The 14624-nt window shown below is 50.9% G+C and carries 11 protein-coding genes; 4 read left to right on the top strand and 7 right to left on the bottom strand.

Going from position 1 to position 14624, the window contains the following annotated elements:
* Nucleotides 1-522 precede the first annotated feature (522 nt).
* Nucleotides 523-972: an Hsp20 family protein gene (locus ELR70_RS02235; protein ID WP_054017731.1), complete on the top strand. Its 450-nt coding sequence runs from the start codon at nt 523-525 to the stop codon at nt 970-972.
* A gap of 90 nt (nt 973-1062) precedes the next feature.
* On the opposite strand, the gene ELR70_RS02230 is transcribed toward ELR70_RS02235, so the two are convergent.
* Together ELR70_RS02230 and ELR70_RS02225 are read right to left on the bottom strand one after the other, a co-directional pair.
* Entirely contained in the window at nt 1063-1467 is a 405-nt protein-coding gene (locus ELR70_RS02230) for a hypothetical protein (RefSeq protein ID WP_054017730.1), read from the bottom strand.
* A 5-nt stretch (nt 1468-1472) separates the two neighbouring features.
* On the bottom strand, nt 1473-4370 hold the full coding sequence (locus tag ELR70_RS02225; RefSeq protein WP_054017729.1) for a tetratricopeptide repeat protein: 2898 nt from the start codon (nt 4368-4370) through the stop codon (nt 1473-1475).
* Nucleotides 4371-4530: 160 nt separating this feature from the next.
* Here ELR70_RS02225 and ELR70_RS02220 point away from each other — a divergent pair, with 160 nt between their 5' ends.
* The 3 genes from ELR70_RS02220 (at nt 4531) to ELR70_RS02210 (ending at nt 7458) form a co-directional block, all read left to right on the top strand.
* A complete protein-coding gene (locus ELR70_RS02220) occupies nt 4531-5775 on the top strand; it encodes a hypothetical protein (protein WP_054017728.1) in 1245 nt (414 codons plus the stop codon).
* A 947-nt stretch (nt 5776-6722) separates the two neighbouring features.
* Nucleotides 6723-7172, top strand: a complete 450-nt coding sequence (locus ELR70_RS02215; protein WP_054017674.1) for an Hsp20 family protein — start codon at nt 6723-6725, stop codon at nt 7170-7172.
* 70 nt (nt 7173-7242) lie between these two features.
* Nucleotides 7243-7458, top strand: a complete 216-nt coding sequence (locus ELR70_RS02210; protein WP_235577157.1) for a hypothetical protein — start codon at nt 7243-7245, stop codon at nt 7456-7458.
* Here the strand turns inward: ELR70_RS02210 and ELR70_RS02205 are convergent.
* From ELR70_RS02205 to ELR70_RS02185, 5 genes are all read right to left on the bottom strand, one after another.
* Nucleotides 7449-8372: a DNA-binding domain-containing protein gene (locus ELR70_RS02205; protein ID WP_054017676.1), complete on the bottom strand. Its 924-nt coding sequence runs from the start codon at nt 8370-8372 to the stop codon at nt 7449-7451. The two genes, ELR70_RS02210 and ELR70_RS02205, sit on opposite strands and share 10 nt — an antisense overlap.
* Nucleotides 8369-9361 carry a DUF692 domain-containing protein gene (locus ELR70_RS02200; protein ID WP_054017677.1) on the bottom strand — a complete coding sequence of 331 codons (993 nt, stop codon included), beginning with the start codon at nt 9359-9361 and terminating at the stop codon, nt 8369-8371. Before ELR70_RS02200 ends, ELR70_RS02205 begins: the two co-directional genes overlap by 4 nt.
* A 9-nt stretch (nt 9362-9370) precedes the next feature.
* Complete coding sequence (locus tag ELR70_RS02195) at nt 9371-11665, bottom strand: ferritin-like domain-containing protein (protein WP_054017678.1); 2295 nt, start codon at nt 11663-11665, stop codon at nt 9371-9373.
* 143 nt (nt 11666-11808) lie between these two features.
* Nucleotides 11809-12195 (bottom strand): hypothetical protein, encoded by a 387-nt coding sequence (locus ELR70_RS02190; protein WP_054017679.1) that lies wholly within the window; start codon nt 12193-12195, stop codon nt 11809-11811.
* 162 nt (nt 12196-12357) lie between these two features.
* The gene (locus ELR70_RS02185) at nt 12358-14532 is read right to left on the bottom strand and encodes a malate synthase G (protein WP_054017680.1); all 2175 of its coding nucleotides are present in this window, start codon (nt 14530-14532) and stop codon (nt 12358-12360) included.
* Nucleotides 14533-14624: the final 92 nt, after the last annotated feature.

Raw genomic sequence — 14624 nt, 5'->3', positions numbered from 1 at the left:
GCTTAATCTCGCTCGTTTGCTAAATGGCGGTTGTGTCTTAAGTAAGGCTTCATTAAACCTTTGACATATTCATATTTTCACTCAACTTTACCCATCACATCCGTCATCCCGGCTTCGCCTCCGTCACCCCAGCTTTGCCTACGTCACCCCAGCTTTGCCTACGTCACCCCAGCTTTGCCTCCGTCATCCCGGCCTCACCTTTGTCATCCCGGCCTTGAGCCGGGAACCACCGACAGCAAAACGGTGACTGACCGTAGCAAAGATCCACAGCAATAAACAAAAATTAAACTTGCTTATAATCAATAACATAGGAAAAACCTCAAACTTTTTTCAAAAAACTTCCTTGAAAAGCATTGGCCCCGGACATAGATAGATTTGTGAGGACGCCGGAAGGGTCCCAAACCAAACTAAGACTTTGTTTTAAAAGTCTTTATTTAATTAATGTTAGAGTTAAAAATCCGCTGTTTACTGGTTTATTGCAAAGAGTAAATGGCTTAATTATCGCTTTATGAGGATACGATTATGCGTACAGTAGATTTATCACCCCTTTACCGTTCATTCATCGGCTTTGATCACCTTGCATCTATGATGGATGCGGCGCAGCGTAGCAGCGAAAAACAGCCCAGCTATCCGCCTTACAACATCGAAGCCTTAGCAGAAGACAAGTACCAAATTACCATGGCGGTGGCCGGCTTTACGGAGCAGGAGTTGTCGCTTGAGTCGGAAAACAACACGCTCACCGTTAAAGGCGAAAAGCAAAACAAAGAAGACAAAACCGACCGTAAATTTATTCATCAGGGCATTGCCGAGCGTAACTTTGAGCGCAAATTCCAGCTGGGCGACCACGTCAAAGTGATTGGCGCAGAACTTGAGAATGGCCTGTTATTGATTGACCTGGAACGCGAAGTACCGGAAGCGTTAAAGCCAAGAAAGATTGAGATTGGCACCGGTAAGTTGCTAGAGAGCAAATAAAACACTTACTCCCTTTTTCCTTGTATTACATTGTTGAATTCCCACCCGCCGCCCGAAAGGGCGGCTTTTTTGTGTGATATCGTGAGCAGATTAAATAGCCACGCCCAGTGCTTCGGCCACTCGGGTCGCATGTGGGCCTAACCAGCCCAGCACCGGAGTAAAACGCTCGACCAGCTTTTCACTATGGCTGGCAAAGCTCTCGGCCTCTTTGGCTATTTTTGCCGCACGGGCCAGCGACTCCGCCACCTCAGCCTTATCGGGCTGCGCCTGTTCGATTTCTTCTTTTGCCTCCTCCAGCGCATTACTCAGTTTGCGCGGCTGCTGCGTACTAAGCTCGCTCAGCGTTGAGGTTAACTCTCTCAGCGCTTGTTGAATATCCACCGCCTGAGGCTGGGGCATGGTGATTTTAGGGGCGGCATAAACCTCATTACAGTCACCTGTGACTATCACCGAGCCATTGGCGTTGCCACCTACCTGTATTGTCCTGTCTGTCATGGGGGTTACTCCTGTTTAAATTCATTAATTTTTTCGATAATGGGGAGGACTAGTTCAACATCCGGCTCCTGATCTGCGGCCTTGCAATGGCGAAGATAATTATTCAACGTCCCTTTCATCTGCGCTTGATAAGCATCAGGCCATTTTACAAAATAGGGTGATAAAAGCTCCAAAGCCTCTTGCGAACTAGCCACCGCAGCTTCATGCTGACCCAGCTCATTTTGACATCCAGCCAGACTACCCAGTGAGCCAGCCAGATCAGATAAAAAGGCATCGGGGTAGGCCTGCGCCAACTCTTTGTAGAAATCAACAGCTTCCAGTGCGGATGCATAGGCGGCTTCGTGGAGCCCCTGCTCTCGTTGATAGATCGCGAGATTATTTAGCGAGCCAGCCAAGTCGGGTAAAAAAGCATCGGGGCAAGCCTGCGCCAGTTTTCTACTTAACTCAACGGATTCCAATGTGTTAGTCAGAGCGGCTGCGCACTGACCCTGCTCGAATTGAAAAGTCGCTAAATTATTCAGTGCACTTGCCAGGTCAGATAAAAAAGCATCTGGGCTCGCCTGTGCGAGCGCTCTTCGCAGCTCAACGGCCTCCTGAGCAGTCGACAGGGCGGCTTCAAGCTGACCTAAATCACTTTGAAAGCTAGCTAGATTAATCAATGAAACAGCCAGGCCAGGTAAAAAAGCTTCAGGGCGGACCTGAGCCAACTTACTTGTTAGCTCAACGGTTTCAAGTGCGGTGGTCAGGGCAGCTACGCGCTGACCCAAATCACTTTGACAAGCGGCCAGATTAATTAATGACTCAGCTAGGTCAGGTAAAAAAGAATCGGGATGAGACTGAGCCATCGCTCTTCGAAGTTCAACAGCTTTCAGAACGGTGGTCAAAGCGGTTTCACGCTGCCCCAAATCGCTTTGTCGGTTAGCAAGATTATTCAATGACATAGCCAAGTCAGATAAAAAGTCCTCGGGTCGGGTCTGAGCCAATGTTCCGTAGTGCTCAACGGCTTTCAGAGCGGTAGCCAAAGCAGCTTCACGATGCCCCAAATCGCTTTGTCGGTTAGCAAGGTTATTCAATGACATAGCCAAGTCAGATAAAAAGTCCTCGGGTCGGGCCTGAGCCAATGTTCCGTAGTGTTCAACGGCTTCCAGTGCGGATGTATGGGCTTCTTTGAGCTGGCCAAGCTTGCTTTGTATGTTAGTAAGGTTGCTCAATGAGTCCGCCAAAGCGGGTAAAAAATCATCGGGATGGGCCTGTGCGAGTGCTCTTTTTAGTTCAACGGCTTCCAGTGCGGATGTATGAGCGGCTTTGTGCTGGCCCAACTCGATTTGACAAATAGCCAAATTATTCAGTGATATGGCTAAACGCGCTAAATCAGCTACACTAAGCTGAACAGTCTGCGTCTGGCTTTGCTGATATAAGATGGTGGCCAATTTGCAGGCTACTTCAGCCAGCGCAACAGAGCTAAGTGGCATAGCGTTGTTAAGTAATTCTATCAGCTCCCGATTGTGTTGGTTGTTCTCAACCAGCTGCTCAGCCCACTGTAACAACTGAGCCTGCTGAGCGGTTGGCTGGCTGACCGGACAAGCAAAGTCTTGTAACAGGCGAACCAGTGCGGCGGCAGCCAGTTCCTGACCGTATTCAAGGGTACGAGCCAGGATGTCGGGCGCTTTTAGGCTTCGCTCCCTGTCACTTTGCAGTAGCTGTATACACATAGACTCGGCGATCAGATCGGGCTGAGTGGTCGACAGTCTGGCTGTTTCACCTCCATCTTCCGCTGGCGGAAACGCCTGCTGCAATGCCTGTAACTCTTTATCCAGGCCTGGACTGCGCCAGCCCATGGCAATTAGCTCAGTGCTGAGCGTCTGGCGCATATCGGTAATATGGAGCCCGCCACACAGCAAATGAAAGCACAGGCAGTGGGCCAGCTTAGTGGCATCGCCCCCTTCGCCCAAACACTTGTAAAAGCGGTCTATTTCTCGCTGCGCCAGTTTTTCAGCTGCGGCCAGATAATGTAATGATAAGGCCGCGCGCGGCGACATGTCCCGGCACAGAATACCGGCCATAACCAGCGCCAGTGGATTACCAAACTGCGGGTCGGCCAGCGCAGTATCAAAGTCGGGTTGTTCACCTGGCTCGGGGATTGTACGTGCTTGAGGGTATGGCACCAGCGCTTGCGCCGCATTCAGTGCAGCACGCAATACTGCTCGCCGTATTGTGATATCACTCAGCCCGGTCAGTGCATAGGGCTCAAACTGAGTAAACAGGTCAAGCCGCGCCTGGTCGCTGCCTAACGCTGAACCTGTTAGCGTGTGCCACCAGCCAGCCTCTTTGCTGGCTTCGCGCTCCAGCAGCAAGATACGCACCCGGATGCCGTCGGCCAGGTCGTCAAGCTGAGACAGGGCATCCAGCCATTGCGCCAGTGCTTGCGCATTAGCCCCGGCATAATCAACCACCAGCAATAAAGAATGGGACCAGTTAGCCTGGGCAAAATTAAAGGCACGTGCCAGCTCTGCCAGGTCGTCGCTACGTACAAAGCCAGCCGCCCAGCCCGTTTGCAGCTCTGCCTGCTCTGCCTGCTCGCACAGCTCAATGGCCAGGCGCGTTTTGCCACTGCCTGCAGAGGCGGTGATGGCAAAGACGGAAATATCCGTGTCATCACTTAGCCATTCATTGAGTATCGTCAGCTCGGGCTCCCGGCCCTGTAAGCTCAATGCTTTGTTGTGCGCGCTGAGAATGTCCAGCACATTCGGTGGGGTTTGCGGACCTCGACGACGCCGGGCAGGGGCATGATGGCGCACCAGCGGAATGCGAAATTGCGCCACGCCTCCCACCTGATTATGATCGCCGGTAATAATAATGCTCTGATTGGCACTGCCCTGCACTGACACGCTGCGCTCGGCCATATCCATTCTCCCTGGTTAATGCTTACTTTTTCATCCTATTTCAGCAGTGCAGCTCAGGCAAGGGTTAAATTTTTACCCAACGCTGTAAGTTCGTGTAACTGGCGAACCGTGTATTGTGTTCCATACTTGCTCTCGGAAACCACAATCCGGGAGGATAATTATGCTGGACTCAACCCCACAAACCACCAAACAAGACACCACCTTTGTGCAAAGCTATGGCATACACACGGGCTTTGTACCACGCTCTCAACTGATAAAGAAAAACTGGATGCTGGCAAGCGATGACTATGCCAAGTTGCAGGGACACTGGCACGATAACGCGCTCACCGCCATTTATGGCAACTATTTTGTGGTAGAAAAAATTAACGGCGTTGAGGTCAGCGATGCCCAGGCACTGGCCACCCTTGAAGAGTTGAGCCGGGTAACGCTGGCGCAGCAATTTGGCCCGCAGTACAGTAATAATATCAGCTTTTTTGCCTCCGACCGCAGTGTCGGCTGGGAATATCCTATACTGACCCCAGCGCAGGCCAAGGAGATCAGCACCAGTCTGGATGTGATAGCCTACAACAAGGTACTGCGCTATGCGTTTGCCTCGGCTTATGCGTACAGTCTGGAACCCGGTGGCACCTTTGCTTACAATGATGAACCGCTTTACCAGAAGTTAATGCTTACCAACGGTAAACTCGAGATCATAGATACATTACTGAATGTAGACGGTGTCTATGCCTTTGCCGTTAAAGTGCCCGCCATCGCCTCTGAAGGTCTGGAAGAAGAAGTGATCATTGCCTACAAGGGCACCAACCCCTTTAATACCGGCGACCTGTACGAAGACTTTAAACTGTTTTTTGCCAACCTGGCCGAAACCGACATCGCCTGGCAGCGCACCGCCTTCGAATTTTGCCAGCGCATTTTGGAGCAGTATCCTGCTAATCAGGCATCTATTGCACCCGGCTATCAGGTACCCGAAGCGTCAACCAGACACAATGTAGTTTTAACCGGCCACAGCCTGGGCGGTTATACGGCAGTCGACTCTGGCGTGCGTACTGGCATTCAGACCCGGGTTTTTGCCTCACCCGGCACTAAGATCATCGACACTTACGCCCGTTATTTCGCCAACACCATGCGGCTGCGTAATGTGATCAACTTCCGCACCGACTATGATCCTATTTCGTCCTCAGCGCTGCGCCACGATGAAAACGAAGTCGAATTCCCGGCTTTCCCGGGCAACAACCTGTTTGTGAATCATTCGCTGGAAAATATGATCAAAGAGCGCCTGATCCCGCTCTATCACAACTGGCAAGATCCAACAGCCCGCCCAAGCCAGCTGTTCATCACCCCGGACGCCAGCACAGGCGCAGGCCTAAAATCCCGCACAAATGTTTGGGGGCCAAGCCACGACCGGTGATTAATTATCACCGCAGCGTGGCTTGGCGCGAGCCCTGGATGGACGACGAAAGACCGACGATTAAGTATCGTCGCAGCTTGAGGAGATGAGCGCATGGATGCGCGATGGACGTAACTACAGGGACGTACTTTACTCATAACCTACCCCTGTTTGAGCGATTAAGTATCGCCTTTTGTCAGTGGACGCGAGCCCTGGGCGGGCGACGAAAGACCGACGATTAAGTATCGTCGCAGCTTGAGGAGATGAGCGCATGGATGCGCGATGGACGCAACTACAGGGACGTACTTTACTCATAACCTACCCTAAACCGATGATTAAGTATCGTCGCACTTGAGGAGATGAGCGCATGGATGCGCGATGGACGCAACTACAGGGACGTACTTTACTCATAACCTACCCTAAACCGACGATTAAGTATCGTCGCAGGCTCGGCGCCCCCGCATGAGAATAATACCGAGTAGCCTTTAAGAAGTTCCCGCATCAAGTGCGGGATGACTGGTTGTGTTTGCTAGTTTGTGCATTACTTGCTTAATCCCGCTCGTTTGCTAAATGGCAACTATGTCTTTAGTTAGACTTTATTAAACCTTTGGCACATTCATATTTGCACTCAACTTTACCCACACATCCGTCATCCCGGCCTTGAGCCGGGAACCACCGACAGCAAAACGGTGGCTGACCTGAGCAAAAATCCAAAGCAAACAACCAAAAACAAAACCAATTAAAATCAAATAGATATAAGAAACCTCAAACTTTTTTCAAAAAACTTGCTTGAAAAGCGTTTGCCCCGGCCATAGATAGATTTGTGAGGACGCCGGAAGGGTCCCAAACCAAACTAAGACTTTGTTTTAAAAGTCTTTATTTAATTAATGTTAGAGTTAAAAATCCGCTGTTTACTGGTTTATTGCAAAGAGTAAATGGCTTAATTATCGCTTTATGAGGATACGATTATGCGTACAGTAGATTTATCACCCCTTTACCGTTCATTCATCGGCTTTGATCACCTTGCATCTATGATGGATGCGGCGCAGCGTAGCAGCGAAAAACAGCCCAGCTATCCGCCTTACAACATCGAAGCCTTAGCAGAAGACAAGTACCAAATTACCATGGCGGTGGCCGGCTTTACGGAGCAGGAGTTGTCGCTTGAGTCGGAAAATAACACGCTGACCGTCAAAGGCGAGAGGCAAAACAAAGAAGACAAAGCCGACCGTAAGTTTATTCACCAGGGCATTGCCGAGCGCAACTTTGAGCGCAAATTCCAGCTGGGCGACCACGTAAAAGTGATTGGCGCAGAGCTTGAGAACGGCTTGTTATTGATTGACCTGGAGCGCGAAGTACCGGAAGCGTTAAAGCCAAGAAAGATTGAGATTGGCACTGGTAAGTTGTTAGAGAGCAAATAAAACACGCACTCCCTTTTCCTTGTATTACATTGTTGATTTCCCACCAGCCGCCCGAAAGGGCGGCTTTTTTGTGTCTGCTAATAATGGCACAGCACCGCGTTTGTATCTGGAGCTACACAGAGACGATCATCTGGCGCCGATTGAGTACGTGACGCTTGGCCCCAAAGCGCCGAACAAAGAGATGATGGCACCGTACTGGCGTCACCAGTTAGCCAGTAAGTTTTCCGAACAATTACAAAATCGAAATCCTCTGGATATTCGCCCCTCGCGCTGCGCTTATAAGTAGTGCGAGGCATCTTCGGTCGTTGTAGTCGGGCGTTTGGCGCGTTCGACCACCAGCAGGCCACAAGCGACGGCGGCCGGTAGCCACATGGCCAGCCGGGCTCTGAGTAGCGCGGGTTCCATGCCCTGACGGCGGGCGCTGTGTATTAGTGCCTGTTCAAACGACATAGCCTGACCACAGTGGCTGAGTAAATCCGCCTGCCAGTGGGTAAGCGGCTGGGTGATCAGCCGGTAGTTTTGCCGGGTCAGGGCGATATAACGGGTTTCTCTGGCCGGCAGGGCGTAGGGCTGATTATTTTCCTGCTGAGGGCTTTCTAACTGTTCAACCATGGGCAGCAGATCATAATCACTGACCAGTAAACGCAGGCATGGTGGCACGACTAGATTGAGCGACGCGCTGCCGCCCAGCAGTTCAAATTCGTTCAGTACCAGCTCGGCTGGGGGCGTGTTTTCCAGTCCTTCGGCCAGCAGTACCTCGGCTTTGGCACGCTCAAACCGGGCCAGCTCCACGGGCACATCGAACATAGCGCGCTGTTTGTCATCGAATTCCCCCTGCGGCCGGGTATTAGCCAGAAAGCTGACAAACGACTTGCCCAGCGTATGCAAAGTGAATGACCGCGACGGTAAGGTCACGATATATGCCTTGGCAAACACCTCAAAGACGTCATCGCCCATAAAAGCGCAGAGCAGGGCAAATTCCCCTTTCAGGCACTCTACCAGTCGCATAACGTAGCCAGCGGCATAGATATCCACCCGACGCTCGGCAGGCAACTGTGGGGTCGATTTAACACACTGTTCAAGTGTCAGGCCATCACGCAGGCCCGCCGTGTGCAACTTTTCTGGCAAGTCGCCACGAGAAATTAAAACGTGAGACAACCAGTTTTGCAATTGGCTGAGTTGTGGGGTTGAGTACGTCATTTTGCTACCGGTTTTAAGCTGTGAGCCAGGTCTGTATTTTGATGCATTTCCCGTACCACGGGCGTTGAGAATTTCGCCATATCGCTCTGGTGCACGGCCTGCGCGGGCATCTCGCCCTTGAGTACCAGCTTTGCCTTATTCAGCTCCGCCACCAGAGTGTCAAATGGCGGAATATTGGCGTCCCATTCAAGTAAGGTCGACACACCGCCGGTCAGCTGTTGCGCCAGCGCATAAAGCGCCCAGACTTGCTGCGGTACTGGCTGGTCGTGGGTGTCAATCAGGCAGTCGCCGCAATCGCTTGGGCCCGCTAGATGGATCTGCACGATCTGCTGGTGGGGCAGGGCACGAATATACGCCTGTGGGTCAAAGCCATGGTTAAAGGCACTGACAAACACATTATTGACGTCGAGCAAAATACCACAGCCGGTGGCATTCACCAGCTCGGTAAAGAAAGCCGGTTCACTCAGGCTGGAATGACTATACTCCAGGTAGGTAGACGGGTTTTCCAGCACAATCGGGCGCTCCAGCACTTCCTGCACTTGCTTAACCCGGCGGATAACATGATGGAGACTTTCGTCCGTCAGCGGCATGGGCAAGAGGTCGTGACTGTTTACCCCGGCCACCCCTGTCCAGCACAGATGGTCCGACACCCACGCAGGCTGCACAAAATCGCTCAGTGCTTTGAGCTTATTCAGATAGGTAAAATCAAGCGGATCTGTGCTGCCAATGTTCATTGATACGCCATGCATCACCATAGGGTAGTGTGCTCTGAGTGTTTCCAGCACGTGGCGTCCATAGCCAAAGTTGTCTATGTAGTTTTCGCTGATGATCTCAAACCAGTCCACCGGCTTTTTTGCCGTATCATGGTCAATGCTCATCAGCTCAGGGTAATGCTGGCTGCGCAAGCCAACCCCAAATCCAAGATTCCCGGTATGAGAAAAAGAGGCTGCGGCATCACGCCGCGCCTCCTCAGTGTGGTTATCTGACATGGCGCTTCCTTATGTTGAAGGCGGCAGAGCCAGACGAATGTCATCCACTTCTGGTGGCGCAGGGATTTCACCGGTCTGCTTATTAACCAGATTGTTGGCATTACAATATGCCTGCCAGGCAATCTTGTATACCGCATCACCCTCTTTGTAGGGCATTGGCATGGTCTTATCAGATGAGTCGCAATCCAGCTGTGGATCACCGCCATCAGGCGTAACGTAGCTAATCGGTGTGAAGTTGTTGTCTTCATCAAAACTAAACAACTGCATTTTATAGCCATCACTGTCATCGGCTGGCAGGGATGGGAATAACTGCGACGCCGAAATAGGCACAGCGCACCCACCCAGGTTATTACACTTGTTGTCGGCCGGGGCACTCTTAATGCCTTTAGCGCCACTGGCACCACAGCTGCCTCCCGGTGTCGTGCTGTGTACAAAGCCACAGCCACCCTGGGCTTTACAATCGTTTGAGCCTTTACAGCTATGGAACACCTGGGCTGGTGGTAGTCCTGCATCCTCCGATCTATAACTCATACCCTGGCAGGCATGATACAAGACGCCTTCTTCCTGCGGTGCAATGCCAGTCACCAGATCCGGTGCCATCCCGGTCGTGGCCCAGCAAATTGAGACACGGTCACCAGAGCCACCCATTGCAGGCCCGGGGAACTCATCGGTTTTCCCTGACCAGTAGCGGTCCAGCGCGGTTGTCAGGCCTTTAATGGTTCCGACTGCCGACTGGCTGAACAGTAGGTGGGTTTCCACCTTGCTTTTTTCTGTACGGCTCAAGTTGTTTAGTGCAGCAACGATCTCATCAACCCCAGGTAAGTCTGGGTGCTGCTCTTTTGCTTTATCACAGGTACCCGGGTTCAGCATTTCCCTGTTCCAACGCTTACCTTCGGCATGCCAGTCTTTCCAGGTTAGATATCTCTCTTCTTCTGAGTAGCTGGGATCACTGTATTTGACGATCAATTCCAGTGTTTGCTTAAAGATCAGGAAATGATCTTTGCGCTTATTCATGATCCGTGCACACGCCGATCCCGAGATAGGTGTACCCGGATAATCCGCTTTTAGTGCGTTCTCATCGGGCTGATACTTCTCTTGCACGGTATGCGTATCTTCAGTCTTTTGCGCAAACAAACTGCTCAGGGCTTTTTGTGCCCAGGCTTCATGGCTCCATTGCTGGCAGATTGTTTCAACTACGCCCTGACCTTCGCCCTGATCGGTAATGGCGTTGATGTTGTTGATAAGTTTAACTTTGAGCTCATCGTGGCGAGTATCATCCAGTTCTGGCGAATTCAAAGACCCGTCAACGCCAGGAAATTGTGCCTGGTACGCGTCATCGCCAGGACGTACGTTAAAGTAGTCTCTTTGCACCGGTGTTGACCCTAACAGCGCATCGAGCAAAGACGTGCCATCGTCATACTGGATTTGCAGGTAGTTCCAGTAACACAGGTACATATGGCCGATTGAGCCAAACAGCGGCAGGTTGGTTTCAGTGTAACTGGGTTGCCACCAATCAAACGGGGCATTTTCAAAGTACTTAGGACGGCCATCTGCTCCGGGTTTGAGGTACTGAGGTGCAATAATTTTTTGCGCGTCTTCTTCGGTTTCTTCAATCAATAAAAACAGCAGCGCCTGCTCTTTGTTAAGCTCCGTCGCATTTACCCTGAGGTCCTGCAAACTTTCACCTTTAAAGTGGGCTTTAAAGTAATCCCTGACTTCAGGGCTCAGCTTATTCAGATCGCTGTCGCAGTCTTTAAAATCGAGAATGTGCGGGATCATGGTCTGATTGTTGTAACACTGCCAGCCATATTTCTTATCGATCAGTGCCTCACTGGTAAAGGTCGGCGTAAGTCCGATCTTGCTGGCCATGTTAGAAGCCAGTTGCAGGTGCAGCATTTCTTCAACAAACACGCTGTATACACCATTGAATACTTGCTCGTTGACTGTTAAGACATCCGTCGGTGTCGGCTTCACTACGGCGTCATATTCATCGAATCGTCCCTTTGGCACCGTACCAGCGGTTGCTGCCAAACCAGGCCACCAACGTCCCGGGTATAACCCGGAGTTGTCACCAATCTGGTGCATCCCATAAATGGAGTATAGGCCGGTCATATACAGTGGAATGGTAAATAGCTCAACGTTGATAGCCGCCTGCGCGATGGCTTTCACACACGAGATATCAGCAGCCTTGTAATCGCTGCTGCGCGCTTTTATCTCCTGCTCTTGTTGCTTTGAAATTCTGAGTTCGGGCTTAATGATTTCTTTCAACCCGGTCAATACGTCTTTGTTAATTGGTTCGTTCATGAACTTGCTCCTTCGTGACGGTTTGACTACTGCCCGTTCGTTTCTTCAAGGCGGTAGTGCTCATAAAAGGTAGTTCACAACAAAAGAAATTCCTATTACACCCTATTACTCAATGAGCCGAGTGTGCAAAAGAATAAGGATAATCAACGGCGCCGTTCAATCTCACAGAGATCAGAGGCCTGATTGTCGCAGTATTGTAACTGTTTGACTTGAGATGTAGCGCTATCGGCACTCAGCTTTGCTTCGGCATCAATATCAATACCGTTCGCCAGACAGGCTTCTTTGTAGGCTTGATGTTGTTGGGCTTTTACAACCCCATTGGACAAGGCCAGTGCCAGGCCACCAACAAGCTCGAGTTCATGAAACACCAGGTTACTGGCAGCGCGAGGCGCCATTTCTATACTGGTCGATTCTTTGTACACGCCGCAGTATTCATCAAAACTGACTTCGGTGTGCGGCACAAAAACACACCCCGACAACAGCAAGGTGCAGCTCCCATACAATGTATATTTCCCTGACAACATAGTCATTATTATCCATATTTATTACTTTAGATAAGGGTATGCAGGGCGCTTAAAGAATACAACGGGATACTACATAAAACTGACGTAAAGTTACAAACGCTGACATTTTTTAGGGGCAACAGAGCGTAAAGCCCCTTTACACTCTGTTGCCCAGGCTAATCAGAGAAACTACAGACCAAGGCCCTTATACTGACGTCGATACGCATGCAGCAAAGGTTCAGTGTAGCCATTTGGCTGTGCTTTACCTTGCAGCACCAACGCCAGAGCCGCCGCAAAGGCCAAGTTGTCTTCGATGTTTTCGCCGCTCATTGGCTGGTATTGCGCATCATGGCGATTTTGCTCATCGACGATTTTCGCCATACGAACAAAAGTACGCTTAACCTGATCCTCAGTGCAAATACCATGGTGCAACCAGTTAGCAATGTGTTGGCTGGAGATACGCAACGTTGCTCTGTCTTCCATCAGGCCAACATGGTTGATGTCGGGTACTTTTGAGCAACCAATGCCCTGATCTATCCAGCGCACTACATAGCCCAGAATCCCCTGGGCATTATTGTCCAGCTCGGTTTGAATTTCATCATTGCTTAACTGACGTGCGCCCAGTAACGGCGGTGTCAGCAGGTCGTCCAGGCTTGCCATCTGCCGCTGAGCAATTTGCTGCTGTAATGTCGCCACTTCAACTTCGTGATAATGCATGGCATGCAAAGTGGCCGCGGTAGGAGAGGGTACCCAGGCGGTATTGGCACCCGACTTAGGATGAGCCAGCTTTTGTTCCATCATCAGCGCCATTTTGTCAGGCATCGGCCACATGCCTTTACCTATCTGCGCCTTACCCGCAAAGCCCGAAGCCAGACCTGTGTCTACGTTACGATCTTCATACGCCGCTATCCAGGGCTGTGCTTTTATCTCACCTTTGGGTAACACCGGGCCTGCCAGCATGGATGTGTGGATCTCGTCACCGGTTCTGTCCAGGAATCCGGTATTGATGAACACCACGCGGGCGTGAGCCGCATTAATACAGGCCTGTAAGTTCACAGATGTACGACGCTCTTCATCCATAATCCCCATTTTTAGCGTGTTTTCAGGTAATTTCAGTAGCTGCTCTACCGCACTAAACAACTCGCCGGTAAAGGCCACTTCTTCCGGACCATGCATTTTGGGTTTAACGATATTCACACTCTGCGCCGTGGAGTTTTTAAGCGCCCCATCCCCATACAGATCGTGAAGCGCGGCGGTTGCGGTGATCACCGCATCGACTATCCCCTCGAATACCTCCTCGCCATGTTCATCCAAAATGGCGGGTGTGGTCATCAGGTGGCCAACATTACGCACAAACATCATAGCTCGGCCTTTAAGGCTAAGCGTCTGGCCATCAGGTGTCAGGTAAGTTTTGTCGGCATTCAGTGAACGGGTTACTGTTTTACCGGCTTTTTCAAACTGCTCTTTGAGTGTGCCCTGCATCAGGCCCAGCCAGTTGCGGTAAACCTGTACTTTATCTTCGGCATCCACAGCTGCAACCGAGTCTTCACAATCCATGATGGTGGTCAGCGCGGATTCCAGGATCACGTCTTTGATCCCTGCCTTGTCTGCCTGGCCGATCGGATCCTGGGGATCGATCAGGATCTCAAAATGCAGATCATGGTGTTTAAACAGTAACGCCGACGGGCTCTGTGGCTGTCCGTTATATCCGACAAACTGCGCAGGATCCGCCAGTTTAACCTGGCTTGAGTCGTTAAGCGTGATGATCAGTTCACCCTGAACCACCGCATAGTTGGTGCTTTCGATATGAGAGCCATGTGCCAGCGGCAAAATACGGTCCAGTAGCTGGCGCGCATAGGCCATCACTTTAAAGCCCCGCACCGGATTATAACCGCCACTCGCGCGCTCTGCACCGTCTTCCTCTGGCAACACGTCGGTGCCATAAAGTGCATCATAGAGCGAGCCCCAGCGCGCATTGGCTGCGTTTAGCGCAAAGCGCGCATTACTAACCGGCACCACTAACTGTGGACCCGCAATACGGGCTATTTCAGGCTCAACCTGCTCGGTGGTGATAGGCTGCGCAGCAACATCAGGCACCAGATAACCTATTTCGGTTAAAAATGTCCGATACTTTTCAGCATCCCAGCTCGGATTCGCTAAGTGGTAGTCATCAATTTGTTTTTGTAGTAGATCGCGCTTGGCAAGCAGCGCTCGGTTTTTGGGAGTGAGAGTGTTGATAATATTCGAAAAACCAGACCAGAAGTCGTCTGCGTTAATTTGGGTACCAGGTAGCAGCTCCTGATCGACAAAGTCAAACAGGCGGGTATCGATACGCAATCCGGCCTGTAAAATATGAGAACTCATGTGAGTGATCCTTGATCGGGTTTGAACGGGTCACTTTAAAATAAGCCAATTTCAGTAAAAACAAACCCTTTATCCCATTCACAGTAAATATA

Source organism: Pseudoalteromonas sp. R3 (assembly GCF_004014715.1).
Lineage (GTDB): Bacteria > Pseudomonadota > Gammaproteobacteria > Enterobacterales > Alteromonadaceae > Pseudoalteromonas.
The sequence above is the reverse complement of the archived record's forward strand: the minus strand, read 5'-3'. Positions and strand labels throughout refer to the sequence as shown.

What these genes read in the sequence shown, in the direction of transcription:
- ELR70_RS02235 (WP_054017731.1), top strand. Translation starts at nt 523, where the DNA reads ATGCGTACAGTAGATTTATCACCCCTTTACCGTTCATTCATCGGCTTT.
- ELR70_RS02230 (WP_054017730.1), bottom strand. Translation starts at nt 1,467, where the DNA reads ATGACAGACAGGACAATACAGGTAGGTGGCAACGCCAATGGCTCGGTG.
- ELR70_RS02225 (WP_054017729.1), bottom strand. Translation starts at nt 4,370, where the DNA reads ATGGCCGAGCGCAGCGTGTCAGTGCAGGGCAGTGCCAATCAGAGCATT.
- ELR70_RS02220 (WP_054017728.1), top strand. Translation starts at nt 4,531, where the DNA reads ATGCTGGACTCAACCCCACAAACCACCAAACAAGACACCACCTTTGTG.
- ELR70_RS02215 (WP_054017674.1), top strand. Translation starts at nt 6,723, where the DNA reads ATGCGTACAGTAGATTTATCACCCCTTTACCGTTCATTCATCGGCTTT.
- ELR70_RS02205 (WP_054017676.1), bottom strand. Translation starts at nt 8,372, where the DNA reads ATGACGTACTCAACCCCACAACTCAGCCAATTGCAAAACTGGTTGTCT.
- ELR70_RS02200 (WP_054017677.1), bottom strand. Translation starts at nt 9,361, where the DNA reads ATGTCAGATAACCACACTGAGGAGGCGCGGCGTGATGCCGCAGCCTCT.
- ELR70_RS02195 (WP_054017678.1), bottom strand. Translation starts at nt 11,665, where the DNA reads ATGAACGAACCAATTAACAAAGACGTATTGACCGGGTTGAAAGAAATC.
- ELR70_RS02190 (WP_054017679.1), bottom strand. Translation starts at nt 12,195, where the DNA reads ATGACTATGTTGTCAGGGAAATATACATTGTATGGGAGCTGCACCTTG.
- ELR70_RS02185 (WP_054017680.1), bottom strand. Translation starts at nt 14,532, where the DNA reads ATGAGTTCTCATATTTTACAGGCCGGATTGCGTATCGATACCCGCCTG.